The organism is Citrobacter sp. Awk 4, assembly GCF_028069725.1.
In the GTDB taxonomy this organism is placed as follows: Bacteria; Pseudomonadota; Gammaproteobacteria; order Enterobacterales; family Enterobacteriaceae; genus Citrobacter_D.
Genome location: NZ_JANEWG010000013.1, coordinates 71,272 through 97,222, shown reverse-complemented (window position 1 = coordinate 97,222; position 25,951 = coordinate 71,272). Strand labels below are relative to the sequence as shown.

18 protein-coding genes are annotated in these 25,951 nt (G+C 53.5%); 14 read left to right on the top strand and 4 right to left on the bottom strand.

Annotated features, from left to right (window positions below; genetic code table 11):
• Positions 1-221: 221 nt before the first annotated feature.
• Together aas and lplT are read left to right on the top strand one after the other, a co-directional pair.
• Positions 222-2,381, top strand: a complete 2,160-nt coding sequence (gene aas, locus NNO04_RS07940) for a bifunctional acyl-ACP--phospholipid O-acyltransferase/long-chain-fatty-acid--ACP ligase (protein WP_271444199.1) — start codon at positions 222-224, stop codon at positions 2,379-2,381.
• Positions 2,374-3,567 (top strand): lysophospholipid transporter LplT, encoded by a 1,194-nt coding sequence (gene lplT, locus NNO04_RS07935; RefSeq protein WP_271444198.1) that lies wholly within the window; start codon positions 2,374-2,376, stop codon positions 3,565-3,567. The genes aas and lplT overlap by 8 nt, the downstream gene beginning before the upstream one ends.
• 81 nt (positions 3,568-3,648) lie before the next feature.
• Here the strand turns inward: lplT and NNO04_RS07930 are convergent, their stop codons facing one another.
• The 4 genes from NNO04_RS07930 to mutH form a co-directional block, all read right to left on the bottom strand.
• Positions 3,649-4,689 carry an NADP(H)-dependent aldo-keto reductase gene (locus tag NNO04_RS07930; RefSeq protein WP_271444197.1) on the bottom strand — a complete coding sequence of 347 codons (1,041 nt, stop codon included), beginning with the start codon at positions 4,687-4,689 and terminating at the stop codon, positions 3,649-3,651.
• Positions 4,690-4,807: 118 nt separating this feature from the next.
• The gene (gene ygdR, locus NNO04_RS07925; protein WP_042288923.1) at positions 4,808-5,026 is read right to left on the bottom strand and encodes a lipoprotein YgdR; all 219 of its coding nucleotides are present in this window, start codon (positions 5,024-5,026) and stop codon (positions 4,808-4,810) included.
• Positions 5,027-5,169: 143 nt separating this feature from the next.
• Complete coding sequence (locus NNO04_RS07920) at positions 5,170-5,883, bottom strand: TerC family protein (protein WP_271444196.1); 714 nt, start codon at positions 5,881-5,883, stop codon at positions 5,170-5,172.
• Positions 5,884-5,956: 73 nt separating this feature from the next.
• A complete protein-coding gene (mutH, locus tag NNO04_RS07915; protein ID WP_271444195.1) occupies positions 5,957-6,652 on the bottom strand; it encodes a DNA mismatch repair endonuclease MutH in 696 nt (231 codons plus the stop codon).
• 684 nt (positions 6,653-7,336) lie between these two features.
• Here mutH and rppH point away from each other — a divergent pair.
• The 12 genes from rppH (at position 7,337) to recD (ending at position 25,827) form a co-directional block, all read left to right on the top strand.
• Positions 7,337-7,867 carry an RNA pyrophosphohydrolase gene (gene rppH / locus NNO04_RS07910; protein ID WP_162381426.1) on the top strand — a complete coding sequence of 177 codons (531 nt, stop codon included), beginning with the start codon at positions 7,337-7,339 and terminating at the stop codon, positions 7,865-7,867.
• Between the two features lie 12 nt (positions 7,868-7,879).
• Positions 7,880-10,126, top strand: coding sequence for a phosphoenolpyruvate--protein phosphotransferase (gene ptsP / locus NNO04_RS07905; protein WP_271444194.1), 2,247 nt, complete (start codon positions 7,880-7,882; stop codon positions 10,124-10,126).
• A gap of 278 nt (positions 10,127-10,404) precedes the next feature.
• Positions 10,405-11,280, top strand: coding sequence for a prolipoprotein diacylglyceryl transferase (gene lgt / locus NNO04_RS07900; RefSeq protein WP_271444193.1), 876 nt, complete (start codon positions 10,405-10,407; stop codon positions 11,278-11,280).
• Between the two features lie 6 nt (positions 11,281-11,286).
• Positions 11,287-12,081: a thymidylate synthase gene (thyA, locus tag NNO04_RS07895; protein WP_271444192.1), complete on the top strand. Its 795-nt coding sequence runs from the start codon at positions 11,287-11,289 to the stop codon at positions 12,079-12,081.
• Positions 12,082-12,264: 183 nt separating this feature from the next.
• A complete protein-coding gene (locus NNO04_RS07890) occupies positions 12,265-12,735 on the top strand; it encodes a prepilin peptidase-dependent protein (RefSeq protein ID WP_271444191.1) in 471 nt (156 codons plus the stop codon).
• On the top strand, positions 12,726-13,289 hold the full coding sequence (locus NNO04_RS07885) for a prepilin peptidase-dependent protein (protein WP_271444190.1): 564 nt from the start codon (positions 12,726-12,728) through the stop codon (positions 13,287-13,289). Before NNO04_RS07890 ends, NNO04_RS07885 begins: the two co-directional genes overlap by 10 nt.
• Positions 13,286-13,693: a DUF2509 family protein gene (locus tag NNO04_RS07880; RefSeq protein WP_271444189.1), complete on the top strand. Its 408-nt coding sequence runs from the start codon at positions 13,286-13,288 to the stop codon at positions 13,691-13,693. The genes NNO04_RS07885 and NNO04_RS07880 overlap by 4 nt, the downstream gene beginning before the upstream one ends.
• Complete coding sequence (locus tag NNO04_RS07875) at positions 13,678-14,001, top strand: prepilin-type N-terminal cleavage/methylation domain-containing protein (protein WP_271444188.1); 324 nt, start codon at positions 13,678-13,680, stop codon at positions 13,999-14,001. Before NNO04_RS07880 ends, NNO04_RS07875 begins: the two co-directional genes overlap by 16 nt.
• A 12-nt stretch (positions 14,002-14,013) precedes the next feature.
• Entirely contained in the window at positions 14,014-17,382 is a 3,369-nt protein-coding gene (gene recC / locus NNO04_RS07870; protein ID WP_271444187.1) for an exodeoxyribonuclease V subunit gamma, read from the top strand.
• 177 nt (positions 17,383-17,559) lie between these two features.
• Entirely contained in the window at positions 17,560-20,448 is a 2,889-nt protein-coding gene (gene ptrA, locus NNO04_RS07865; protein ID WP_271444186.1) for a pitrilysin, read from the top strand.
• Complete coding sequence (recB, locus tag NNO04_RS07860) at positions 20,441-23,983, top strand: exodeoxyribonuclease V subunit beta (protein WP_271444185.1); 3,543 nt, start codon at positions 20,441-20,443, stop codon at positions 23,981-23,983. The genes ptrA and recB overlap by 8 nt, the downstream gene beginning before the upstream one ends.
• Positions 23,983-25,827 carry an exodeoxyribonuclease V subunit alpha gene (recD, locus tag NNO04_RS07855; protein ID WP_271444184.1) on the top strand — a complete coding sequence of 615 codons (1,845 nt, stop codon included), beginning with the start codon at positions 23,983-23,985 and terminating at the stop codon, positions 25,825-25,827. Before recB ends, recD begins: the two co-directional genes overlap by 1 nt.
• Positions 25,828-25,951 lie beyond the last annotated feature (124 nt).

Sequence of the window (25,951 nt, the reverse complement as noted above, 5' to 3'; positions counted from 1 at the left end):
TTTACGGGCCGTAAGTAACAAAGTTGGATGCAAATGTCAGATCGTATGCGCCTGTTAGGGCGCGGCTGGTAACAGAGCCTTACAGGCGCATTTGAAAAACCTCCGGCTATGCCGGAGGATATTTATTGCCTCTGTTTTACGCTCATTGTCGCCCCCACAGCCCATCTCGTGTAATCTGCCTCCATTCATTTTTACCGAATTGATGGACAAAGGGAGTGGTAATGCTATTTGGATTTTTTCGTAACCTGTTCCGCGTGCTGTACCGTGTACGCGTCACGGGGGATGCCGGAGCGTTGCAGGGACAGCGTGTTTTAATCACCCCAAATCACGTTTCTTTTATTGATGGCATATTGCTGGCGTTATTTTTACCGGTTCGCCCTGTCTTTGCGGTTTATTCCTCTATCAGCCAGCAGTGGTACATGCGTTGGCTCACGCCGCTGATTGATTTTGTTCCGCTCGATCCCACCAAACCGATGGCCATTAAACATCTGGTACGTCTGGTTGAGCAGGGGCGTCCGGTGGTGATCTTCCCGGAAGGGCGTATTTCGACGAGCGGTTCGTTGATGAAAATCTACGATGGCGCCGGATTTGTGGCGGCGAAATCGGGTGCGACGGTGGTGCCAGTCCGAATCGAAGGCGCTGAACTCACGCGTTTTAGCCGTCTGAAAGGTTTGGTGAAGCAGCGCTTTTTCCCGCAGATTCGCCTGCACATCCTGCCACCGACGCAATTACCGATGCCAGAAGCGCCGCGTGCGCGCGACCGCCGAAAACTGGCTGGGGAGATGCTGCATCAGATAATGATGGAAGCGCGCATGGCCGTGCGGCCGCGCGAAACCCTGTATGAGTCGCTCCTCGCGGCTCAGTATCGTTACGGTGCGGGTAAAAATTGTATTGAAGATATCAACTTCACGCCGGATACCTATCGTAAACTGCTTACTAAGATGCTGTTTGTTGGCCGTATTCTGGAAAAATACAGCGTTGAAGGTGAGAAGATTGGCCTGATGCTGCCAAACGCAGGCATCAGCGCGGCGGTGATTTTCGGCGCGGTTGCGCGTCGCCGTATTCCAGCGATGATGAACTACACGGCAGGCGTCAAAGGGCTGACCAGCGCAATTACCGCCGCTGAAATCAAAACCATTTTTACCTCTCGCCAGTTCCTTGATAAAGGCAAACTCTGGCACCTTCCCGAACAGCTGACGCAGGTTCGCTGGGTGTATCTGGAAGATCTCAAAGCGGATGTCACTACTGCCGATAAAGTGTGGATTTTTGCCCATTTGCTGATGCCACGTCTCGCACAAGTGAAACAGCAGCCTGAAGATGCCGCGATGATCCTTTTCACCTCTGGTTCTGAGGGGCATCCGAAAGGGGTGGTACACAGCCATAAGAGTTTGCTGGCCAACGTGGAGCAGATCAAAACCATTGCCGACTTCACCGCCAATGACCGTTTCATGTCCGCATTGCCGCTGTTCCACTCATTTGGACTGACGGTCGGGTTATTTACACCGTTACTGACCGGCGCAGAAGTGTTCCTCTATCCTAGCCCACTGCACTATCGCATCGTGCCGGAGCTGGTCTACGACCGTAACTGCACCGTCCTGTTTGGCACATCAACGTTTCTCGGCAACTACGCGCGTTTTGCCAATCCGTATGATTTCTACCGTCTGCGCTATGTGGTGGCGGGCGCGGAAAAACTGCAGGACAGCACCAAACAACTTTGGCAGGACAAATTCGGTCTGCGTATTCTGGAAGGGTATGGTGTCACTGAATGTGCGCCAGTCGTCTCGATTAACGTTCCGATGGCGGCAAAACCGGGCACGGTTGGTCGGATCCTGCCGGGCATGGATGCACGTTTGCTTGCGGTACCCGGTATTGAAGAGGGCGGTCGTCTGCAGCTCAAAGGTCCCAATATCATGAGCGGATATTTGCGGGTCGAGAAACCCGGCGTGCTGGAAGTCCCTACAGCTGAAAATGCGCAGGGTGAGACAGAACGCGGCTGGTATGACACTGGCGATATTGTGCGCATTGATGAAAATGGTTTTGTGCAAATTCAGGGGCGCGCCAAACGCTTTGCTAAAATTGCAGGCGAGATGATCTCACTTGAAATGGTGGAACAGCTGGCACAGGGCGTATCGGCTGAAAAAATGCACGCCACGGCCATCAAGAGCGACGCCAGTAAAGGGGAAGCGCTGGTGCTTTTCACGACCGATAGCGAACTCACGCGTGAAAAACTGCTGCAGTATGCCCGCGTTCACGGTATTCCTGAACTGGCGGTTCCACGGGATATTCGTTACCTGAAACAACTTCCGCTTCTTGGCAGCGGCAAGCCCGATTTTGTGACGCTGAAAAGCTGGGTGGATGAACCGGAAAAACATAATGAGTGAGTCAGTGCACACTAACACTTCAATTTGGTCGAAAGGAATGATGTCCGTGATCGTCGCGCAGTTTCTCTCTGCGTTTGGCGATAACGCACTGCTCTTTGCCACGCTGGCGCTGTTGAAAGCGCAGTTTTATCCGGACTGGAGTCAGCCGATCCTGCAAATGGTGTTTGTGGGTGCTTACATTCTGTTTGCTCCTTTTGTCGGGCAGGTTGCGGACAGTTTTGCCAAAGGTCGGGTCATGATGTTCGCCAATGGCCTCAAACTGCTGGGCGCCGCCAGTATCTGCTTTGGGTTTAATCCGTTTGTCGGCTATACGCTGGTCGGGATTGGTGCCGCGGCTTACTCTCCGGCGAAATACGGCATCCTTGGCGAGTTAACGACGGGCGACAAGTTAGTGAAAGCCAACGGTCTGATGGAAGCATCGACCATTGCCGCTATCTTACTGGGTTCCGTTGCGGGCGGCGTACTGGCTGATTGGCACGTGATTGCCGCGCTGGTGGCCTGTGTCCTGGCGTATGGCGGCGCGGTGGCGGCGAACGTCTTTATACCTAAACTGGCTGCTGCGCGTCCTGGGCAATCCTGGCATCTGGGCAAGATGGCGCGTAGCTTTTTCCGCGCCTGTATCTCGCTGTGGCGCAATGGCGAAACGCGATTCTCTCTGGTCGGCACCAGCCTCTTTTGGGGGGCTGGCGTTACGCTGCGTTTCCTGTTGGTGCTGTGGGTGCCTGTGGCCCTGGGGATCACCGATAACGCCACCCCGACCTATCTTAATGCAATGGTGGCGATCGGGATTGTGGTCGGTGCCGGTGCGGCGGCAAAACTGGTCACGCTGGAGTCTGTGGCCCGCTGTATGCCTGCGGGGATTCTGATTGGTGTGGTGGTGCTTTTCTTCTCCCTCCAGCACGCGCTACTCCCGGCCTATGCCTTACTCATGCTGATTGGTATTCTGGGTGGTTTTTTTGTGGTCCCGCTCAATGCGTTATTACAGGAGCGCGGTAAAAAAAGTGTTGGCGCAGGGAATGCCATCGCTGTACAGAATCTCGGCGAAAACAGCGCGATGTTGCTGATGCTGGGCATTTACTCGTTAGCGGTTCTGGTGGGTATTCCGGCGGTCGCGATTGGTGTCGGATTTGGGGCGCTATTTGCGTTTGCGATAACGGCGCTGTGGATCTGGCAGCGCCGTCAGTAATTTATGTGCCGGGTAGCGGCTTTGCCGTACCCGGCCAACATATCATGCGTGTTGTAGGCCTGCGCCATCAGGCTCTGTTCATCACGGTGCCGGGTAGGTATAAACCTGATGCACCGCTTCAATCTCTGCCAGCACCTCTTCCGTCAATTCCAGATGCAGGCTCTCTATGTTGGTTTTCAACTGATCGAGGGTCGTTGCGCCCAGTAAGGTACTGGCGACAAACGGCTGACGACGGACAAAGGCCAGCGCCATCTGCGCCGGATCGAGATTATGGCGTTTTGCGATATCGACATACGCCGCGACGGCTTTTTGCGTCTGTTCACCGCTGTAGCGCGTAAAGCGGCTAAACAGAGTATTACGCGCGCCGGCCGGTTTTGCGCCATTCAGATATTTTCCGCTCAGCGTACCAAAGCCAAGACAGGAATACGCCAGCAGTTCAACCCCTTCGTACTGACTGACTTCCGCCAGGCCGACTTCAAAGCTGCGGTTGATCAGGCTGTAAGGATTCTGGATGGTGACGATGCGCGGCAGATCGTGTTTATCCGCCAGATGCAGGTAACGCATCACGCCGAAGGCCGTTTCGTTGGAAACGCCGATATAGCGAATTTTGCCCGCCCGCTGGAATTCAGTCAGCGCTTCCAGGGTATCAAGCAGTGAAACAACCGGCGCGGAATCCGCCCAGCTATAACCCAGCTTTCCGAAGCAGTTGGTCGGACGCTGCGGCCAGTGAACCTGGTATAAGTCGATATAATCGGTCTGTAGACGCTTGAGGCTGTCGTGCAACGCCTCGCGGATATTTTTACGATCCAGTGCCTGATGGGGGCGAATACTGTTGTCATTGTTACGCGCTGGACCGCTGACTTTGGTCGCAACGATCAGTTTCTCACGGCTGCCGTGTCTGGCGAGCCAGTTACCTACGTAAGTTTCTGTTAATCCCTGCGTTTCCGGACGAGGCGGCACCGGATACATTTCGGCAACGTCAATCAGATTGATGCCATTAGCCACGGCATAATCGAGCTGTGCATGTGCGTCGGCTTCGCTATTTTGTTCACCAAACGTCATTGTGCCCAGCCCCAGTGTACTTATTTCAAGCGAGCTGTGGGGTATACGGTGATATTGCATAGCCGTTTCCTTTTTATTATTACGACATAAGGACTATAAAAATGGCAGAGGGAAGGGAAAAGGGGAAGCGAAAATTCTAAAGGCCAGCAGGAGGCTGACCTCAATCTCGGGGGTTATATTAGCGTTCGATAATTTGGGAGACATCATCACGGTTAATTTGCATGGCGTTGCCCTGCTGATCGTGATAACTCACCAGACCGGTATCGTCATCTATTTCTGGTTTGCCGTCGGTCAGGATCATGCGACCATCTTTCGTTGCCATGACATAATCACTGCTACATCCAGATACAGCAAAAGCCAGTCCTACAGCGGAAATCACTACTGCCCATTTTTTCATCCATTTATCCTCACGTGGCTTGCGTCTGATAATAGTCTAGTAATAACGCGAAGTTATGCCTTGCGAAAGCAGTAAAATCTGAAACTGTGAGGAATTGAGAGGGAAGTGAGTGTTCGCTCCTCCGAAGAGGAGCGAGGGGTCAATCAGAGCGGATTCTTTTTATTGCGCAACAAGTTCAGGGTCTCTACGGCAATAGAGAAGAACATGGCGAAATAAATGTACCCTTTCGGAACATGTATCTCGAAGCTTTCCAGAATTAAGGTGAAGCCCACCAGAATCAGGAAGGCGAGCGCCAGCATTTTTACCGAAGGGTGACGGTCGACAAAATCACCGATTGAGCGCGCGGCAAACATCATCACGCCAACAGAGATAACGACCGCCGTCATCATAATGAACAGATGATCGGAAAGGCCAACTGCGGTGATCACCGAATCCAGGCTGAAGATAATATCCAGCATCATGATCTGCACAATGGCGCCCAGGAAGGAACTCACGCGTGTTTTAAGTCCCTCCTCTTCACCCTCGATCGATTCATGGATCTCTTTGCTGGCTTTCCAGATAAGGAACAAGCCCCCCAGAAACAGAATCAGATCGCGTGCGGAAATGGCTTGACCCATCACCTCAAACAGCGGATTAGTCAGACTAATGACCCAGGAAATTGACGCCAGTAAGCCTAAACGCATCAACATAGCGCCCGCCAGCCCAAGACGACGGGCGTAGTTGCGTTGCGCTGTTGGGAGTTTTGCGACAACCAGAGAAAGAAAAATGATGTTGTCGATCCCGAGAACGATCTCCAGAATCGTCAGTGTTCCGAGCGCAAGCCAGGCGTTAGGATCGTATATCCATGCAAATAACATCGAACAAAGCCCTGCAAAAAAATGAAACGGTGATTATATGCGTCTATCTCGGCAGGGGAAAGGCCTGGCGTGCCTAATCGCTTTGTATTAAAAAATGGCGCTCCAGAAGTGGGCGAGTGAAGCTTTTTTTCAGGTAAAAACCACGTGGTAAGGTCAGGATTGGCTGGCCCTGCGCGCCAATCGCCTCTGTCAGCGCTTTCGCGTTGGCGGCCTTTGGTCGCAGTTGTAAAAATTCGCCATGGCGGGCGGTGATCCGCTCAACCTGGCCCAGTACGATCATGTCCATTAACTCTTCCCAGTCGAGGCGTAACTGCTGCTCTTCTTCTTCATTTGGGCTCCAGAGCAGCGGCGAACCAACGCGACGCTCTGCCAGCGGGATGGATCGCTCGCCCTCAACGGGTATCCACAGCACCCGCTTTAACTTGTGGCGGACGTGACTTGTATCCCATGTCACGCCGCTGTTTCCGGTTAATGGCGCAACGCACACGAAGGTGGTTTCAAGAGGCCGCCCCTGACTGTCCACCGGGATGGTTTTTAGCTCCACGCCTAATGCCGCAAAATCTTGCTCTGGCTTACTGCCTGCGCTGGCGCCAAGCCAAATTTCAAACAGCACGCCGATCCAGCCTTTGTCTCGTTTCAGATCCTTCGGCGTCACGATCCCCGCCAGCGCTGCCAGTTCACCTAATGTGTAGCCTGAAAGTCGCTGTGCCTGCGCCAGCAACAGAGCCTCGGATTCAGGCGGTGAAAGTAATGGATGGAGTCCGGACATCGGGTTATCCCTTAGGCGAAAAAGTGAGCAATGATTTTATACCGTGTGACCAGAGTTTATCTTTTTCCACGCGTTATGTTCAATCTCATGATTTATATTGATTTTTAGTATTCTGAACGACGAGTTGCGCAACGGCGAAATGAGTTTTCCAATTCTGGTCACTGAAAATAAACAGGATCTTACACCATGTTATCCACAGAAAGATGGGATAACTGTGTAAAACCCTCACTACTGTTTCAATTTACAGCCTTGACGTGAGACGAAAATCGAATTTTCACACAAATTGTGCCTAACTTATTGGCACAATCTGTGGATAAAACCGACGCTGTTCGATCTTTCATCAGTCCGATGATCCTGTATGTGATGCACATCACTATTCTATGGTTTGAGTTGCGAATATGACAGTTAACTCAATGAATATACGCGGCTATTTTTTCACGAAAGCCAGAGTGCTATTCAGACTGTTCTGGGTTTTCCCGTGGTAATTCCATACTTCTACACAACTATATCCACAGAAAAGGTGAATAAAATTACCTGTAAGTCCCTCTCTCTGTTTATAACTCGGTCCTTAACTGTGAGTTATTCAATTGTTATTAGAAATGTGTGCGGTTAAGAGAGTGGTTTACCGTCTCTCTGTAGTGTGAAACAATCGTTCATATATAAGGTTTATGTTGAGGTAGTCCGGTGATTGATGACGATGGCTACCGCCCAAATGTAGGGATCGTAATTTGTAATCGTCAGGGGCAGGTTATGTGGGCCCGGCGGTTTGGTCAGCACTCCTGGCAATTCCCGCAAGGTGGAATCAATCCAGGAGAATCAGCAGAACAGGCGATGTACCGGGAACTGTTTGAAGAGGTAGGGTTAAGCCGCAAAGATGTGCGGATCCTTGCATCTACTCGCAACTGGTTGCGTTACAAGTTACCGAAACGTTTGGTGCGTTGGGATACGAAGCCGGTGTGTATCGGCCAGAAACAGAAATGGTTTCTACTGCAACTGATGAGCGGTGACGCGGAAATCAATATGCAAACCAGCAGCACTCCTGAGTTCGATGGCTGGCGCTGGGTGAGTTACTGGTATCCGGTCCGACAGGTGGTATCATTTAAACGCGATGTCTACCGCAGGGTGATGAAAGAGTTCGCAAGTGTTGTGATGGCGCTTCAGGAAAGTACCCCTAAGCCGCAAAGTGCACCTGCTTATCGACGTAAAAGAGGTTAAGCCACGCAAATTATGCTCACCCGCCTGCGAGAAATAGTCGAAAAGGTGGCCAGTGCTCCGCGCCTCAATGAGGCGCTTAATATTCTGGTCACTGACATCTGTCTTGCGATGGACACTGAGGTCTGTTCGGTATATCTCGCCGACCATGACCGACGTTGTTATTACCTGATGGCGACCCGGGGGCTAAAAAAACCACGTGGTCGCACAGTCGCGCTCGCGTTTGATGAAGGTATCGTCGGCCTGGTCGGCAGGCTGGCGGAACCGATCAACCTTGCTGATGCGCAAAAACACCCCAGCTTTAAATACATTCCTTCCGTGAAAGAAGAACGCTTCCGCGCGTTTTTAGGTGTGCCGATCATTCAGCGTCGGCAACTTTTAGGCGTGTTAGTTGTACAGCAGCGTGAGCTGCGTCAGTACGATGAAAGCGAAGAATCTTTCCTGGTGACGCTTGCCACTCAAATGGCGGCCATTCTTTCCCAGTCCCAGCTCAACGCGCTGTTTGGTCAATACCGACAGACACGAATTCGCGCGCTGCCCGCAGCACCTGGGGTGGCGATTGCCGAAGGCTGGCAGGATGCCACGTTGCCGCTAATGGAACAGGTTTATGAAGCCTCGACGCTGGATGCGGCGCTTGAGCGAGAACGACTGACCGGGGCGCTTGAAGAAGCGGCAAATGAATTCCGCCGTTACAGCAAGCGTTTCGCTGCCGGTGCGCAGAAAGAGACGGCGGCTATCTTTGATCTCTACTCGCATTTGCTTTCGGATGCCCGGCTGCGTCGGGAACTGTTCGCCGAGGTCGACAATGGATCGGTCGCAGAGTGGGCTGTCAAAAAGATCATCGAGAAGTTTGCGGAACAGTTTGCCGCATTAACCGATGTGTATCTCAAAGAACGCGCCGGCGATTTACGTACGCTGGGCCAGCGACTGCTGTTCCACCTTGATGATTCCATTCAGGGACCCAACGCCTGGCCTGAACGCTTTGTGCTGGTGGCTGACGAACTTTCCGCAACGACGCTGGCCGAACTGCCCCAGGACAGGCTGGTGGGTGTCGTGGTGCGTGACGGTGCGGCCAACTCACATGCGGCGATAATGGTGCGTGCGCTCGGTATTCCGACCGTTATGGGTGCGGATATTCAACCGTCAGTTTTGCACCGTCGTACGCTGGTGGTTGATGGCTATCGCGGTGAATTGTTGGTGGACCCTGAACCGGTATTGATTCAGGAATATCAGCGCCTTATCAGTGAAGAGATCGAGCTAAGCCGTCTGGCGGAAGATGACGTTAATCTCCCGGCGCAACTGAAAAGCGGCGAGCGGGTGAAGGTGATGCTCAACGCCGGTCTGAGTCCGGAGCATGAAGAGAAACTGGGTGCCCGGATCGACGGTATTGGGCTTTATCGCACCGAAATCCCCTTCATGTTGCAAAGCGGTTTTCCATCGGAAGAAGAGCAGGTTGCGCAGTATCAGGGCATGCTGCAGATGTTCAACGACAAACCGGTGACGCTGCGTACGCTGGATGTCGGAGCGGATAAGCAATTGCCCTACATGCCGATCAGCGAAGAAAATCCGTGCCTGGGCTGGCGTGGGATCCGCATCACGCTCGATCAACCAGAGATCTTTTTGATCCAGGTGCGTGCGATGCTGCGTGCCAATGCGGCGACCGGTAATTTGAGCATTTTGCTGCCGATGGTGACCAGCATTGATGAAGTGGATGAAGCGCGCCGCCTGATTGAACGCGCAGGACGCGAAGTGGAAGAGATGATCGGTTACGCGATCCCGAAACCGCGAATTGGCATCATGCTGGAAGTGCCCTCGATGGTGTTCATGCTGCCGCACCTGGCGAATCGAGTCGACTTTATCTCGGTGGGGACCAACGATTTAACCCAATACATTCTGGCGGTCGATCGTAACAACACCCGGGTCGCCAGTATTTATGACAGTCTGCATCCAGGGATGTTACGTGCATTGGCGATGATCGCCCAGGAAGCGGAAAAAAACGACATCGATCTGCGTCTGTGCGGCGAAATGGCGGGTGATCCCATGTGCGTCGTGATCCTAATCGGTTTGGGCTTCCGGCATTTGTCGATGAACGGTCGTTCGGTCGCACGTGTGAAATATCTGTTGCGCCATATTGATTTTGACGAAGCGCAAACCCTTGCCCAACGTAGTCTGGAAGCGCAGCTGGCCACCGAAGTGCGTCATCAGGTGGCGGCATTTATGGAACGTCGCGGGATGGGTGGTTTAATTCGCGGGGGACTGTGACAGGCGTTTTTACTGGATGGCGGCAAAATCACCTTATCCGGCCTACAAACTGTGGCGTTCTCAATTGATTGCGCTTCGTCTGTAGGCCTGGTATGCGCAGCGCCATCCGCTATTCCTGGATATGTCATTGATAGCCTATACAGATCTTTTACATCTTCCCGGCATCGCCGATGCACCCCTTGTGCTATTATTCGCACCTTTGGAGCGCCTGTAACCTTCAGGCGCGCTTATCAGTCGCTGTCTGATTTCAGCGAAATAACAAGAAATTGTGGTGATAGATGACCAGTAGCTATCTGCATTTTCCGGAGTTCGATCCGGTCATTTTCTCAATTGGCCCCGTCGCTCTTCACTGGTACGGCTTGATGTATTTAGTGGGGTTTGTCTTCGCGATGTGGCTGGCAACTCGCCGTGCTAATCGTCCTGGTAGTGGCTGGACCAAAAACGAAGTTGAAAACCTACTCTATGCGGGCTTCCTTGGGGTCTTCCTCGGCGGGCGTATTGGTTATGTGCTGTTCTATAACTTCGAGCTGTTTCTGGATAATCCGCTCTATCTGTTCCGCGTCTGGGATGGTGGTATGTCCTTCCACGGCGGCCTTATCGGCGTAATTCTGGTCATGATTATCTTCGCCAGACGCACGAAGCGTAGCTTCTTCCAGGTCTCTGATTTTATTGCGCCGCTGATTCCGTTTGGCCTGGGCGCGGGGCGTCTGGGTAACTTTATTAATGGTGAGCTATGGGGACGTGTCGACCCAAGCTTCCCGTATGCCATGTTGTTCCCGGGTTCTCGTACAGAAGATATTTTGCTGCTGCAAACCAACCCGCAGTGGCAGTCCATTTTCGATACTTACGGCGCGCTGCCGCGTCATGCTTCCCAGCTTTATGAGATGGTACTGGAAGGGATTGTGCTGTTTATCATCCTTAACCTGTTCATCCGTAAACCGCGTCCGATGGGTGCCGTTTCTGGCTTATTCCTGATTGGCTATGGTGCGTTTCGTATCATCGTTGAATTTTTCCGCCAACCGGATCAGCAATTTACCGGCGCCTGGGTACAGTACATCAGCATGGGGCAGATTCTCTCTATCCCAATGATTGTCGCGGGTATCATCATGATGGTTTGGGCGTACCGTCGCAGCCCACAGCAACACGTTTCCTGAGGAACCATGAAACAGTATTTAGAACTGATGCAAAAAGTGCTGGATGACGGCACGCAGAAAAACGATCGTACAGGTACTGGAACGCTGTCCATTTTTGGTCATCAGATGCGTTTTAATCTGCAGGAAGGGTTCCCGCTGGTGACGACAAAACGCTGCCATTTGCGTTCCATCATCCATGAGCTGCTGTGGTTCTTACAGGGCGACACCAATGTTGCGTACCTGCATGAAAACAATGTCTCAATCTGGGATGAGTGGGCTGACGAAAACGGTAATTTAGGTCCGGTTTACGGTAAGCAGTGGCGTGCATGGCCAACGCCGGATGGTCGCCATATCGACCAAATCACCACCGTGCTTAACCAGTTGAAAAACGACCCGGATTCCCGCCGTATTATTGTTTCTGCGTGGAACGTGGGCGAACTGGATAAAATGGCGCTGGCGCCGTGTCATGCCTTCTTCCAGTTTTACGTAGCGGATGGCAAGCTCTCTTGTCAGCTTTATCAGCGCTCCTGCGACGTTTTTCTCGGGCTTCCGTTCAACATCGCCAGCTATGCGTTGCTGGTGCATATGATGGCGCAGCAGTGCGACCTGGAAGTGGGCGACTTTGTCTGGACGGGCGGGGATACCCATTTGTACAGCAATCATATGGAACAGACGCATCTGCAGCTGAGCCGCGAACCGCGTGTATTGCCGAAACTGGTGATCAAGCGTAAGCCAGACTCTCTCTTCGATTATCGTTTCGAAGACTTCGAGATTGAAGGCTACGATCCACATCCGGGCATTAAAGCGCCAGTTGCCATCTGACGGCGATAACGTTGTCATCACCGACGCCAACGTGCGTCGGTTTTTTTTGCGATAATTTCTCTGATTCGACGCGGATTCCCGAATTGTTGCAACGTACTGCAAAAGCCTAAACACTCCTCGTAGCGTCTCGCACCGTCTGAATTCTCCCCTCGTGTTTATTTCTCATCGTTCCATACTGCCGTCATGAAAAAACAACGGGGTTACACGCTTATTGAAATGATGGTGACGATGATCCTGATTGCTGTCCTGAGCGCTACGGGGCTTTATGGCTGGCAACGTTGGCAGCAACAGCAGCGTCTGTGGCAAACCGCCTTTCAGGTACGTGACTACTTGCTGCAACTGCGTGAAGACGCCAATTGGCATAACCGGGACCATGTTATCAGCATCAACAGGGAGGGCACATCATGGTGTTTCATCAGTTCGGTTGTCCCACAAAGCACCTGTTCAACAAAGAGCGCTTTCGTCTTTACGCCGTTATGGGGCGATGTCGAGGTGGTGGACATTACACCGTCGCTGGCATTTTTCGGTTTACGAAATACCGCGTGGGCTGGGCATATTTATCTGAGAAATGCCGCAGGTGAATGGCGAGTGATCGTCTCCGGGATGGGACGGATCCGACTTTGCGAGCGCGATGAAGGGGATGTATGTCGGTAGACGAACGGGGTTTTTCACTGCTGGAAGTGATGATAGCGATGGCGATTAGCAGTGTTTTACTGATGGGCGCTGCGCGGTTTTTGCCTGGCTTACAGCGTGAGATTTTATACAACACGCGTAAGTTTTCGCTGGAGGATGAGATCTGGCAACGCGTCTATACCGTGGCAAAGCATCTACAGCGAGCGGGATATTGTCGTGGAAAATGCGCAGGTGTTGGGCTGGCGATTACCGGACAGGGGGACTGCGTCATTGCGCAGTGGGATGCAAACAATAACGGCGTCTGGGACACGTTGCCGGTTAAAGACGCTGAACAGACCGGATTTCGGTTAAAAGATAAGACGCTTGAAACGCTACGCGGGGCGGCGTCATGTGAAGGCAAAGGGTGGGATAAAATGACCGACCCTGAGACTCTCCTGATAACGACGTTTCAGGTTGAACGCCAGAAAATAGCGGGTTTTTTACCCATCTTCACTGTTCATTTGCGAGGGGCGACCAAATCGGAACCCCGGATAGCCATTGAGGCTGATTACAGTGTCACGGGGTTCAATCAGTGAATCGTGAACAGGGCATATCGTCGCTGGCAATGGTGCTGTTGCTGCTGATTCTGGGGAGTTTGATGCTTCAGGGGATGAATCAACAACAGGTGAGTTTCACGAACCGCGTCGCAATGGAAAGTCAGTCATTACAACGCCAGGCCGTTGTGCAATCAGCGATGGAGTGGGGAAGAGTACAGCCCTGGCAGCTCCAACCCGCAGTGCAGTGTCGGGCGTATTCGTCGACGGCGGCGCGCGTTTGCCTGCGTGTGCTTTCTGATGATGTGTTATTGCTGATTGCACATTATGAGGGCGTTTCCCTTTGGCGTCTTGGCAATGTCGTGGAGGGGCGGATGATCTTTTCCCCGCAGGGTTGGAGTGATTTTTGTCCATTAAACAAGGATTTGTTATGCCAGATACCCTGAATACGCAACGTGGTTTTAGCTTACCGGAAGTGATGCTGGCGCTGCTGTTAATGGTGATGGTCGTGACCGCACTGTCAGGCTATCAACGCGAGTTAATGAAGGGTTTTGCTGTCAAAAGCCAGTATCAGCAGCTTTGGCGAAACGCCTGGCAGCAAACGGCGCAGCGTTCATTTTCACCGCCTGAGAACTGGCAGGTTAGCCGAATGCAGACAACATCGGCGGGATGTGTCAGCATCAGTAGTAAACTTATTTCTCCCCTGGGCAGACAAGGCCAAATGACGCGCTTACATTGCCCAACAAGTCAGTAGCCAGGAGTTTCTATGTTAAGGGTCTACCACTCCAATCGTCTGGATGTGCTGGAAGCGTTGATGGAATATATCGTCGAGCGCGAGCGTCTGGACGATCCGTTTGAGCCGGAGATGATACTGGTTCAGAGCACCGGTATGGCGCAGTGGCTACAGATGACCCTTTCACAGAAATTTGGCATTGCCGCCAATATTGATTTTCCGCTGCCTGCGAGTTTTATCTGGGATATGTTCGTGCGCGTGCTGCCGGAGATCCCCAAAGAAAGCGCTTTTAGCAAGCAGAGCATGAGCTGGAAGTTAATGACTTTGCTGCCGCAACTGCTGCATCGGGATGACTTTGCCCTATTGCGTCACTACCTGATTGACGACACAGACAAACGCAAACTGTTTCAGCTTTCTTCTCGCGCAGCAGATCTTTTTGACCAGTATCTGGTTTTCCGCCCGGACTGGCTCACGCACTGGGAAGCAGGGCGTCTGGTGGAGGGGCTGGGAGAGGCCCAAATCTGGCAAGCACCTTTGTGGAAGGCGCTTGTCGACTACACAGAGGAACTAGGGCAGCCCCGCTGGCATCGTGCCAATCTCTATCAGCGTTTTATTCAGACACTGGAAAACGCAACAACCTGCCCGGCGGGATTGCCTTCACGTGTCTTTATTTGTGGTATTTCCGCACTGCCGCCTGTTTATCTCCAGGCGCTACAGGCGCTGGGTAAACATATCGAAATCCACCTGCTGTTTACCAACCCGTGTCGCTACTACTGGGGGGACATCAAAGATCCGGCATATCTGGCAAAGCTGATGGCTCGCCAGCGTCGTCACAGCTTTGAAGACCGCCATTTACCGTTATTTCGCGACGCTCAAAACGCCGAGGGTTTATTTAACAGCGACGGCGAACAGGACGTTGGGAATCCCCTGTTAGCGTCATGGGGAAAACTGGGGCGGGATTATATTTATCTGCTTTCCGAGCTGGACAGCGCGCAGGAGCTGGATGCGTTCGTTGATATCACACCGGACAATCTGCTGCATAACATTCAGTCAGACATCCTTGAGCTGGAAAGCAAAGCGGTGGCTGGGGTGAATCTTGAAGAGTATTCCCATAGCGACAACAAACGACTGCTCGATCCGAACGACAACAGTGTGAGCTTTCACGTCTGCCACAGTCCGCAGCGAGAAGTTGAAATATTGCATGACCGTCTGCTTACCATGCTGGAAGCTGACCCCACGCTGACACCGCGGGACATTATTGTCATGGTGGCGGATATCGACAGCTACAGTCCGTTTATTCAGTCGGTGTTCGGCAGCGCGCCAGCGGAACGCTATTTGCCTTATGCCATTTCGGATCGTCGCGCCCGTCAGTCGCACCCGGTTCTGCAGGCATTTATCAGTTTGCTTTCGTTACCGGATAGCCGCTTTGTCTCTGAAGATGTGCTGGCATTGCTGGATGTCCCTGTTCTGGCAGCGCGTTTTAACATCAATGAAGAAGGGTTGCGTTATCTTCGCTTGTGGGTCAATGAATCGGGAATTCGTTGGGGGATTGATGATGACAACGTCCGCGAGTTAGCACTACCTGCCACCGGTCAGCACACCTGGCAATTTGGTTTGACGCGCATGTTGCTGGGATACGCCATGGAAAGCGCGCAGGGAGAGTGGCAGTCGGTTCTTCCGTATGACGAATCCAGCGGTTTGATTGCCGAGCTGGTAGGTCATCTGGCCTCGTTACTGATGCAGTTGAATAAATGGCGTCGGGAACTGGCGCAGGAACGTCCTCTGGACGCCTGGCTGCCGATTTGCAGTGACATGCTTAATGATTTCTTCCTGCCGGATGTGGATACCGAAGCGGCTATGACGCTGATTAAAGATCAGTGGAAAGCCATTATTTCTGAAGGTCTGGGAGCGGAGTATGCCGAAGCGATACCGCTGACTCTGCTGCGCGATGAGCTGGCGCAGCGATTAGATCAAGAACGCATCAGCCAGCGTTTTCTTGCCGGGCCGGTGAATATCTGTACGCTGATGCCTATGCGTTCTATTCCTTTCAAGGTGGTGTGCCTGCTCGGTATGAACGATGGGGTATACCCCCGACAACTGGCGCCTCTCGGTTTTGATCTGATGAGTCAAAAATCGAAGCGTGGGGACCGCAGTCGCCGCGATGACGATCGGTACCTGTTTCTTGAAGCGCTCATCTCCGCGCAACAGACGCTCTACATCAGCTACATTGGGCGTTCCATTCAGGATAACAGCGAACGATTCCCGTCAGTTCTGGTCCAGGAGTTGATGGATTACATCGGCCAAAGTCACTATTTGCCTGGTGATGCATTACTGACCTCTGATGAGAGCGAGGCGCGTGTAAAAGCGCACATCGTCCACTTGCATACCCGTATGCCTTTTGATGCACAAAACTATCTGCCTGGTGAGTGGCAAAGCTATGCGCGTGAGTGGTTGCCAGCGGCGAATCAGTCCGGGGAGGCGCATACGAATTTTGTACAGCCTTTACCCTTTGACATGCCTGAAACACTCACACTGGAAGAGTTGCAGCGATTCTGGGCGCATCCGGTACGCGCGTTTTTCCAGATGCGCCTGCGGGTGAACTTCCGCGCTGAAGAGAGTGATATTCCTGAAACTGAGCCATTCACCCTGGAGGGGTTAAGTCGTTATCAGCTCAATCAGCAGTTGCTAAACGCGCTTGTGCAGCAGGAAGATGCCGAACGCCTGTTTCGCCGGGTCCGTGCGGCTGGCAGTCTGCCCTATGGCGCGTTTGGCGAAATACTCTGGGATACGCAACATCAGGAAATGCAAGAACTTGCTAATAGAGTCATTGCCTGTCGCCAGCCTGGCCAGAGCATGGAAGTCGATCTCATCTGCAATGGCGTACACCTGACCGGTTGGCTACCGCAAGTACAGGAGGATGGGTTGTTGCGTTGGCGTCCATCATTAATTAGCGTTGCTCAGGGGATGCAACTTTGGCTGGAACATCTTGTCTATTGTGCGTGCGGGGGAACAGGGGAGAGCCGTTTATTCCTGCGCAAAGAAGGGGAATGGCGTTTTCCACCGATGGATGCCGAACAGGCGCAGGGATATCTGGCGCAGTTGATTGACGGTTATCGGGAAGGCATGTCTTCCCCGCTATTCGTGCTACCTGAAAGCGGAGGTGCGTGGATAAAAACCTGTTATGACGCGGCAAATGATGCCATGGTAGATGACGAAGACACGTTGCAAAAAGCCCGGGCGAAGTTCCTGCAGGCTTACGAAGGCAACGTGATGGTGCGTGGCGAAGGCGATGACATCTGGTATCAGCGCCTGTGGCGTCATCTGGAGTCAGACACCATGGAGGCCATTATCCATAAGTCGCAGCACTATTTATTACCGTTATTTCGTTTTAATCAGTCGTGATGATTGTATAAAATTTGCGCAGTCTGGCGTCTTCTACTATCATGCGCTTTCTGTCACGGACTGATTTTTACATAAAGAGATGCTGACGGGTTCAGCACAAAGTCGTTGCCCTGCTCGAAAACATGCCTCGCGGTGTTGGGTTCGGGCAGGAATGAAAGTTAATGATGAGGTTCGTGAATGCCCCGCAGCACCTGGTTCAGCGCGTTTTTGTTGTTCGTCGCCCTTTGGGCACCTTTAAGTCAGGCAGATACAGGTTGGCAGCCTTTGGCCGAAACCATCCGTAAAAGTGATAAAGACACCCGCCAGTATCAGGCCGTGCGCCTGGATAATGGCATGGTGGTATTGCTGGTATCCGATCCGCAAGCCGTAAAGTCCCTTTCTGCATTAGTGGTCCCTGTGGGATCGCTGGAAGACCCACAAGAGTACCAGGGGCTGGCGCATTACCTTGAGCACATGAGTCTGATGGGCTCGAAAAAATATCCGCAGGCTGACAGTCTGTCTGAATTCCTCAAGATGCACGGCGGCAGCCACAATGCCAGCACTGCGCCTTATCGCACAGCCTTCTATCTGGAGGTTGAGAACGATGCGCTGGTGGGGGCGGTGGATCGCCTGGCTGATGCCATCGCAGTGCCCTTGCTTGATAAAAAATATGCCGAACGCGAACGCAATGCCGTTAACGCCGAACTGACACTGGCGCGGACGCGAGATGGTATGCGTATGGCGCAGGTGAGTGCGGAAACCATTAACCCGGCGCACCCTGGTTCACAGTTTTCTGGCGGGAATCTGCAAACGTTAAGCGACAAACCCGGCAAGCCGGTACTGCAGGCTTTGCAGGCGTTTCATGATAAATACTATTCAGCCAACCTGATGAAGGCGGTAATTTATAGCAATAAACCGTTGCCAGAGCTGGCGCGCATTGCTGCTGATACCTACGGTCGGGTGCCGAACAAAAATACCGTAAAACCTGAAATCACAGTTCCGGTAGTCACTGACGCGCAAAAAGGGGTGATCATCCATTATGTGCCTGCGCTGCCGCGTAAAGTGTTGCGCGTCGAGTTTCGTATCGACAACAACAGCGCTCAGTTCCGTAGCAAAACCGACGAACTGGTGACCTATCTGATTGGTAATCGCAGTCCGGGTACCCTCTCTGACTGGTTGCAAAAGCAAGGGCTGGTGGAAGGTATTCGTGCGGATTCCGATCCTGTCGTCAACGGTAATAGCGGTGTACTGGCTATTTCCGCCACGCTTACCGACAAAGGTCTGGCGAATCGTGATGAAGTTGTCGCGGCCATCTTTAGCTACCTCAATCTGTTACGCGAAAAAGGCGTGGATAAACGCTACTTTGATGAGCTGGCGCACGTACTGGATCTCGACTTCCGCTATCCGTCGATCACCCGTGATATGGATTACGTGGAATGGCTGGCAGACACGATGATCCGCGTACCTGTCGCCCATACCCTGGATGCGGTTAACATCGCCGATCAGTATGATGCTGATGCGGTAAAAGCCCGTCTGGCGATGATGACGCCGCAGAATGCCCGCGTCTGGTATATCAGCCCGAATGAGCCGCATAACAAAACCGCCTACTTTGTTGATGCCCCTTATCAGGTCAACAAAATCGACGACAAAACCTTTGCGCAATGGCAGCAAAAAGCGCAGGCGATTTCGCTCTCTTTACCGGAGGTCAACCCCTACATTCCTGATGACTTCTCGTTGATTAAAAACGAGAAACAATATGCGCATCCGGAATTGATCATCGATAAACCGGATTTGCGCGTGGTGTATGCGCCGAGCCGTTACTTTGCCAGTGAGCCAAAAGCGGATGTGAGCGTGGTGCTGCGTAATCCCAAAGCCATGGACAGCGCCAGAAATCAGGTGATATTTGCGCTGAATGATTATCTGGCCGGTATTGCGCTTGATCAGTTAAGCAATCAGGCCGCTGTGGGTGGGATAGGTTTTTCGACTAACGCCAATAATGGGTTGATGTTGAATGCCAATGGCTACACCCAGCGTTTGCCGCAGCTTTTCCAGGCGTTGCTGGAAGGTTACTTCAGCTACTCTGCAACACAAGAGCAACTGGAACAGGCGAAGTCCTGGTATGCGCAGATGATGGACTCTGCCGAGAAAGGTAAGGCCTACGATCAGGCTATTATGCCCGTGCAGATGATTTCTCAGGTGCCTTACTTCTCACGTGATGAACGTCGTAAGTTACTGCCATCAATCACCCTGGAAGAGGTTATGGCGTACCGCGATGCGTTAAAAGTGGGGGCCCGTCCGGAATTTCTGGTGATAGGCAACATGAGTGAAGCGCAGGCCAAAACCATGGCGCAGGATATCCAGAAACAGCTGGGCGCAAAGGGTTCCGAATGGTGTCGCAACAAAGACGTACTGGTAGATAAAAAACAGTCGGTCATTTTTGAAAAAGCGGGCAGCAGTACGGATTCTGCGCTGGCGGCGGTGTTTGTCCCTGCCGGATACGATGAACATACCAGCACCGCGTACAGCGCCATGTTGGGGCAAATTGTTCAGCCCTGGTTCTATAACCAACTGCGTACCGAAGAGCAGTTAGGTTACGCGGTGTTTGCTTTTCCGATGAACGTGGGTCGCCAGTGGGGGATGGGTTTCCTGCTGCAAAGCAGCGACAAACAACCGGCTTATCTCTGGGAGCGCTATAAAGCCTTTTTCCCGACAGCGGAAGCGAAGCTGAGGGCAATGAAACCGGCTGAGTTTGCACAAATTCAGCAGGCGGTCATTGCGCAAATGTTAGAAGCGCCGCAAACGCTGGGCGCGGAGGCTTCGCAGTTAAGCAAAGATTTCGATCGGGGTAATATGCACTTCGATTCGCGTGATAAAATCGTGGCTCAGATTAAACTGCTGACGCCGCAAAAACTTGCCGACTTCTTCCATCAGGCGGTGGTAGAGCCGCAAGGCATGGCGATACTGTCACAGATTTCCGGAAGCCAGAACGGGAAAGCAGAATATGCGACCCTGGAAGGCGGGAAAGTGTGGGAGACCGTCAGCGCGTTGCAGCAAACCTTGCCCCTGATGAGTGAAAAGAATGAATGATGCCGCTGAGTCTCTTGATCCTCTACGCTTGCCCCTCACGGGCGAGCGCCTGATTGAAGCATCCGCAGGCACTGGCAAAACATTTACTATCGCAGCGCTCTATCTGCGTCTGCTGCTTGGACTGGGCGGTACTGCCGCCTTTCCCCGTCCGTTAACCGTAGAAGAGTTATTGGTGGTGACCTTTACCGAGGCCGCCACCGAAGAGCTACGCGGTCGAATCCGCAGTAATATCCACGAATTGCGCATTGCCTGTCTGCGGGAATCGACCGATAACCCGCTATACGCCAGCCTGTTAGCCGAAATTAACGATAAAAAGCAGGCTGCACAGTGGTTATTGTTGGCCGAACGGCAGATGGATGAAGCTGCGGTGTTCACCATTCACGGTTTTTGCCAGCGCATGCTGAGCCTGAACGCGTTTGAGTCGGGTATGTTGTTCGAGCAACAGCTCATTGAAGATGAATCCCTCCTGCGTTATCAGGCCTGTGCGGACTTTTGGCGCCGTCACTGTTACCCACTCCCGCGTGAAATTGCCCAGGTTGTCTTTGAAACATGGAAAGGCCCGCAGGCGCTGCTGAAAGATATTGACCGCTACCTGCAGGGTGAAGCGCCGGTGATTAAAGCCCCTCCGTCAGACGAAGAGACGCTGGCATCGCGCCATGCGCAGATTCTGGCGCGAATCACCCGGATCAAACAGCAATGGTGCGAAGCTGTTGAGGAACTTGACGCGCTGATCGAATCGTCAGGTATCGATCGCCGAAAATTCAACCGTGGCAACCAGGCAAAATGGATCGAGAAGGTAACTGCATGGGCGCAGGAAGAAACGCAGACTTATCAGTTACCTGAAGCGTTGGAGAAATTCTCGCAGCGCTTTTTAGAAGAGCGGACTAAAGCGGGCGGCGTTACGCCTGAGCACGCATTGTTTGTGGCGATTGATGAACTCCTTGCAGAGCCGCTGACGATTCGCGATTTGGTGATCACCCGGGCGCTGGCGGAGATTCGGGAAACGGTCGCCAGGGAAAAGCAGCGTCGGGGAGAGCTAGGCTTTGATGACATGCTCAGCCGACTCGATGCGGCGCTGCGAAGTGAAAGCGGCGAGGCGCTGGCGTCGGCTATTCGCGGTCGTTTTCCGGTTGCGATGATCGATGAATTCCAGGACACCGATCCGCAACAGTATCGAATTTTTCGCCGTATCTGGCAGCATCAGCCGGAAACGGCGTTGCTGCTGATTGGCGATCCCAAACAGGCGATTTACGCGTTTCGCGGCGCGGATATCTTCACTTATATGAAGGCGCGCAGCGAGGTGACGGCGCACTATACGCTCGACACGAACTGGCGTTCCGCACCTGGCATGGTCAACAGCGTCAATACGCTGTTTGGTCAGATGGATGACGCCTTCATGTTTCGTGAGATCCCGTTCACGCCGGTGAAGTCCGCTGATAAAAATCAGGCGCTGCAATTTGTGTTGAATGGCGAGACGCAACCCGCCATGCGCATGTGGTTAATGGACGGTGAGAGTTGTGGCATTGGCGATTACCAAAGCACCATGGCGCACGTTTGCGCCGCGCAAATCCGTGACTGGCTGAAGGCGGGGCAAACAGGTCAGGCGCTGCTGAACAGCGGCAAAACGTCGCGACCCGTCCGTGCTTCAGATATTAGCGTGCTGGTGCGCAGTCGTCAGGAAGCCGCTCAGATTCGTGATGCGCTGACGCAACTGGATATCCCGTCAGTTTATCTCTCTAACCGCGACAGCGTTTTTGACACCCTTGAAGCGCAAGAGCTGCTGTGGATTTTACAGGCGGTGATGACGCCTGAGCGAGAAAACACGCTGCGCAGCGCGCTTGCCGCCTCAATGATGGGACTCAATGCGCAGGACATCTACTTACTCAATAATGACGAAAACGCCTGGGATGCGGTCGTGGAGGAGTTTGACGGCTACCGTCAGATCTGGCGCAAACGTGGGGTGATGCCCATGCTGCGTGCGCTTATGTCACAGCGAAATATTGCGGAAAACTTGCTGGCGACAGCGGGAGGCGAGCGCCGTCTCACCGATATTTTGCACATTAGCGAACTGTTGCAGGAAGCGGGATCGCAACTGGAGAGCGAGCATGCTCTGGTTCGCTGGCTTTCGCAGCATATTCTGGAACCTGACAGCAATGCCTCCAGCCAGCAAATGCGTCTGGAAAGCGATAAGCATTTGGTGCAAATCGTCACCATTCATAAATCGAAAGGGCTGGAGTACCCGCTGGTCTGGCTGCCTTTTATTAGCCATTTCCGTATTCAGGATCAGGCGTTTTATCACGATCGCCGCTCATTTGAAGCGGTACTGGATCTTAGCGAGGCCGACGAGAGCATCGAACTGGCGGAAGCCGAACGGCTGGCGGAAGATCTCCGCCTGCTCTATGTCGCGCTGACCCGTTCGGTATGGCATTGCAGTCTTGGCGTTGCGCCGCTGGTGCGTCGCCGTAGTGATAAAAAAGGCGAGACGGATGTGCACCAAAGCGCCCTGGGCCGTCTGCTGCAAAAAGGTGAACCGAAAGATGCCGCCGGGCTTCGCGCGTGCATTGAATCGTTGTGTGGTGACGATATCGCCCTGCAAATAACGGGCGTGCCGGACACCGAGCGCTGGCAGGTGGCGCAAACCTCCCGCGCCGAACTGAGTGCGAAAGTGCTACAACGCAGCCTGAGCGATAGCTGGCGCGTGACCAGTTATTCCGGCTTACAGCAGCGGGGTCACAGCGTTGCTCAGGACTTAATCCCTCGCCTTGATGTTGATGCCGCTGGTGTGGCTGAGGCGACGGTTGAGCCGGGGTTAACCCCCCATCAGTTTCCACGCGGCGCATCGCCGGGCACATTCCTGCACAGCTTGTTTGAAGATCTTGATTTTACTCAGTCTGTCGATGCCCTCTGGGTACAAGAAAAACTGGCGCTGGGAGGCTTCGACGCACACTGGGAACCGGTTCTGACCGCGTGGCTGGAGGCCGTCTTACAGGCGCCGCTTAACGATACCGGCGTGAGTCTGCGTCATCTTGCCGGGCGCGACAAACAGGTCGAGATGGAGTTTTATCTGCCGATAGCCCAGCCGCTGAATGCCAGCCAACTGGATGCGCTGATTCGCCAGTACGATCCGCTCTCTGCAGGCTGCCCGCCGCTGGACTTCATGCAGGTGCGCGGCATGTTAAAAGGCTTTATTGATCTGGTGTTTCGCCATGAAGGGCGATATTACCTGCTCGATTACAAATCTAACTGGCTTGGCGAAGACAGTGCCGCCTACACCCAACAGGCGATGGCCTCTGCGATGCAGGCGCACCGTTACGACCTGCAATATCAGTTGTATACGCTGGCTCTGCATCGGTATTTGCGACATCGCATTGCGGACTACGACTACGAGCGCCATTTCGGCGGCGTTATCTATCTCTTCCTGCGCGGCGTGGATAGCGAACAACCGCAGCAAGGCATTTACGCGACCCGTCCGGATGTCGAATTAATTGCACAGATGGACGAGATGTTTGCAGGCGCGGTACAGGAGAAGGCGTAATGACAATCCAGAAACGCTTACTGGATGCGGTAGAACAAAAGCAGTTAAGACCGCTGGATGCGCAGTTTGCGCTGACGGTTGCCGGCAATGACGATCCGGCGGTGACGCTGGCGGCGGCGTTGCTCAGTCGTGATGCAGGCGAAGGTCACGTCTGTCTGCCACTTTCGCGACTGACTATCACGGAGGACGCGCATCCGCTGTTGCTGACATGGTTCAATGATGTACCAGGGCATATCGACTGGACGCAACGTCTGTTAACGTCTGCCGCGGTTAGCCGTGGCGAACAGCCAACGCCGCTTATTTTGCACGACGATCGTCTCTATCTGAACCGAATGTGGCGTAATGAACGTACGGTAGCGCGCTTTTTTAGCGAGGTTAATCAGGCGATTGCGCTGGATGAGCAGTTGTTAACCCAAACGCTTGATGCGCTTTTCCCTCCCACCGATGAAATCAACTGGCAAAAAGTGGCGGCTGCCGTGGCGTTGACCCGCCGTATCTCGGTGATTTCCGGTGGTCCGGGCACGGGCAAAACGACGACCGTGGCTAAGCTGCTGGCGGCGTTGATTCAGATGGCTGACGGTGAACGCTGTCGTATCCGGCTGGCGGCGCCCACGGGCAAAGCAGCGGCGCGACTGACGGAATCGCTGGGGAAAGCATTACGTCAGCTACCGCTTACCGATGAGCAAAAAAAACGGATCCCGGATGACGCCAGCACCCTGCATCGACTGTTAGGCGCGCAGCCTGGCAGCCAGCGTCTGCGTCACCATGCGGGCAATCCGCTGCATCTGGATGTGCTGGTGGTCGATGAAGCGTCAATGATCGACCTGCCGATGATGTCGCGGCTGATCGAGGCGTTGCCGACGCACGGGCGGGTCATTTTTCTGGGCGATCGCGACCAGCTTGCATCCGTTGAGGCGGGCGCTGTGTTGGGGGATATCTGTGCCTGCGTGAAGGACGGCTTTACGCCTGCGCGTGCGCAGCAGCTCAGTCGGCTTACCGGAAGTCCGGTTCCGGCAGGCGCAGAAACAGATGCCGCCGCTTCACTGCGCGACAGCCTCTGTCTGCTGCAAAAAAGCTACCGTTTTGGCAGTGATTCCGGCATTGGCCAACTGGCTGCCGCCATTAATTGTGGCGATAAATCTGCCGTTAAGGCGGTCTTCCAGCAGGGATTTAGCGATATTGAAAAACGAACGCTGCTGAGCAGTGAAGACTACGCAGCGATGCTGGATGAGGCAATGGCGGGGTACGGGCGGTATCTTGACCTGGTGCGGGCGGGCGCGGAACCCGATGCCATCATTCAGGCGTTCAATGATTATCAGGTGCTGTGCGCGCTGCGCGAAGGGCCATTTGGCGTAAAAGGACTGAATGAACGCATCGAACACGTGATGCGGGAAAAACGCAAAATCACCACTCCTGCGCACTTGCGCTGGTATGAAGGGCGGCCGGTGATGATTGCGCGAAACGACAGCGCGTTGGGATTATTTAACGGCGATATTGGCATTGCGCTCGAGCGCGACCAGGGGCTGCGAGTCTGGTTTGCGATGCCGGACGGCACCATTAAGTCCGTGCAGCCGAGCCGTCTGCCGGAACATGAAACGACCTGGGCGATGACGGTGCATAAATCGCAGGGCTCGGAGTTTGATCATGCGGCACTTATTCTCCCCACACAGCGTACGCCGGTCGTGACGCGCGAGCTGGTGTATACCGCGATTACCCGCGCGCGCCGTCGCCTGTCGCTGTATACCGATGAACGGGTGCTCAGTAGTGCGATAGCAACCCGCACCGAGCGCCGTAGCGGACTGTCGGCCTTGTTTAACGAGGGGATTGCGCAACAGGATTTGTAGACCGGATAAGCGTTAGCGCCATCCGGTGATGTGCCGGATGGCGGCGCGAAAGTGTTTGATCAGACTCGTACTGTAGGCCGGATAAGCATTAGCGCCATCCGGCAAAGTACCAGATGGCGACGCG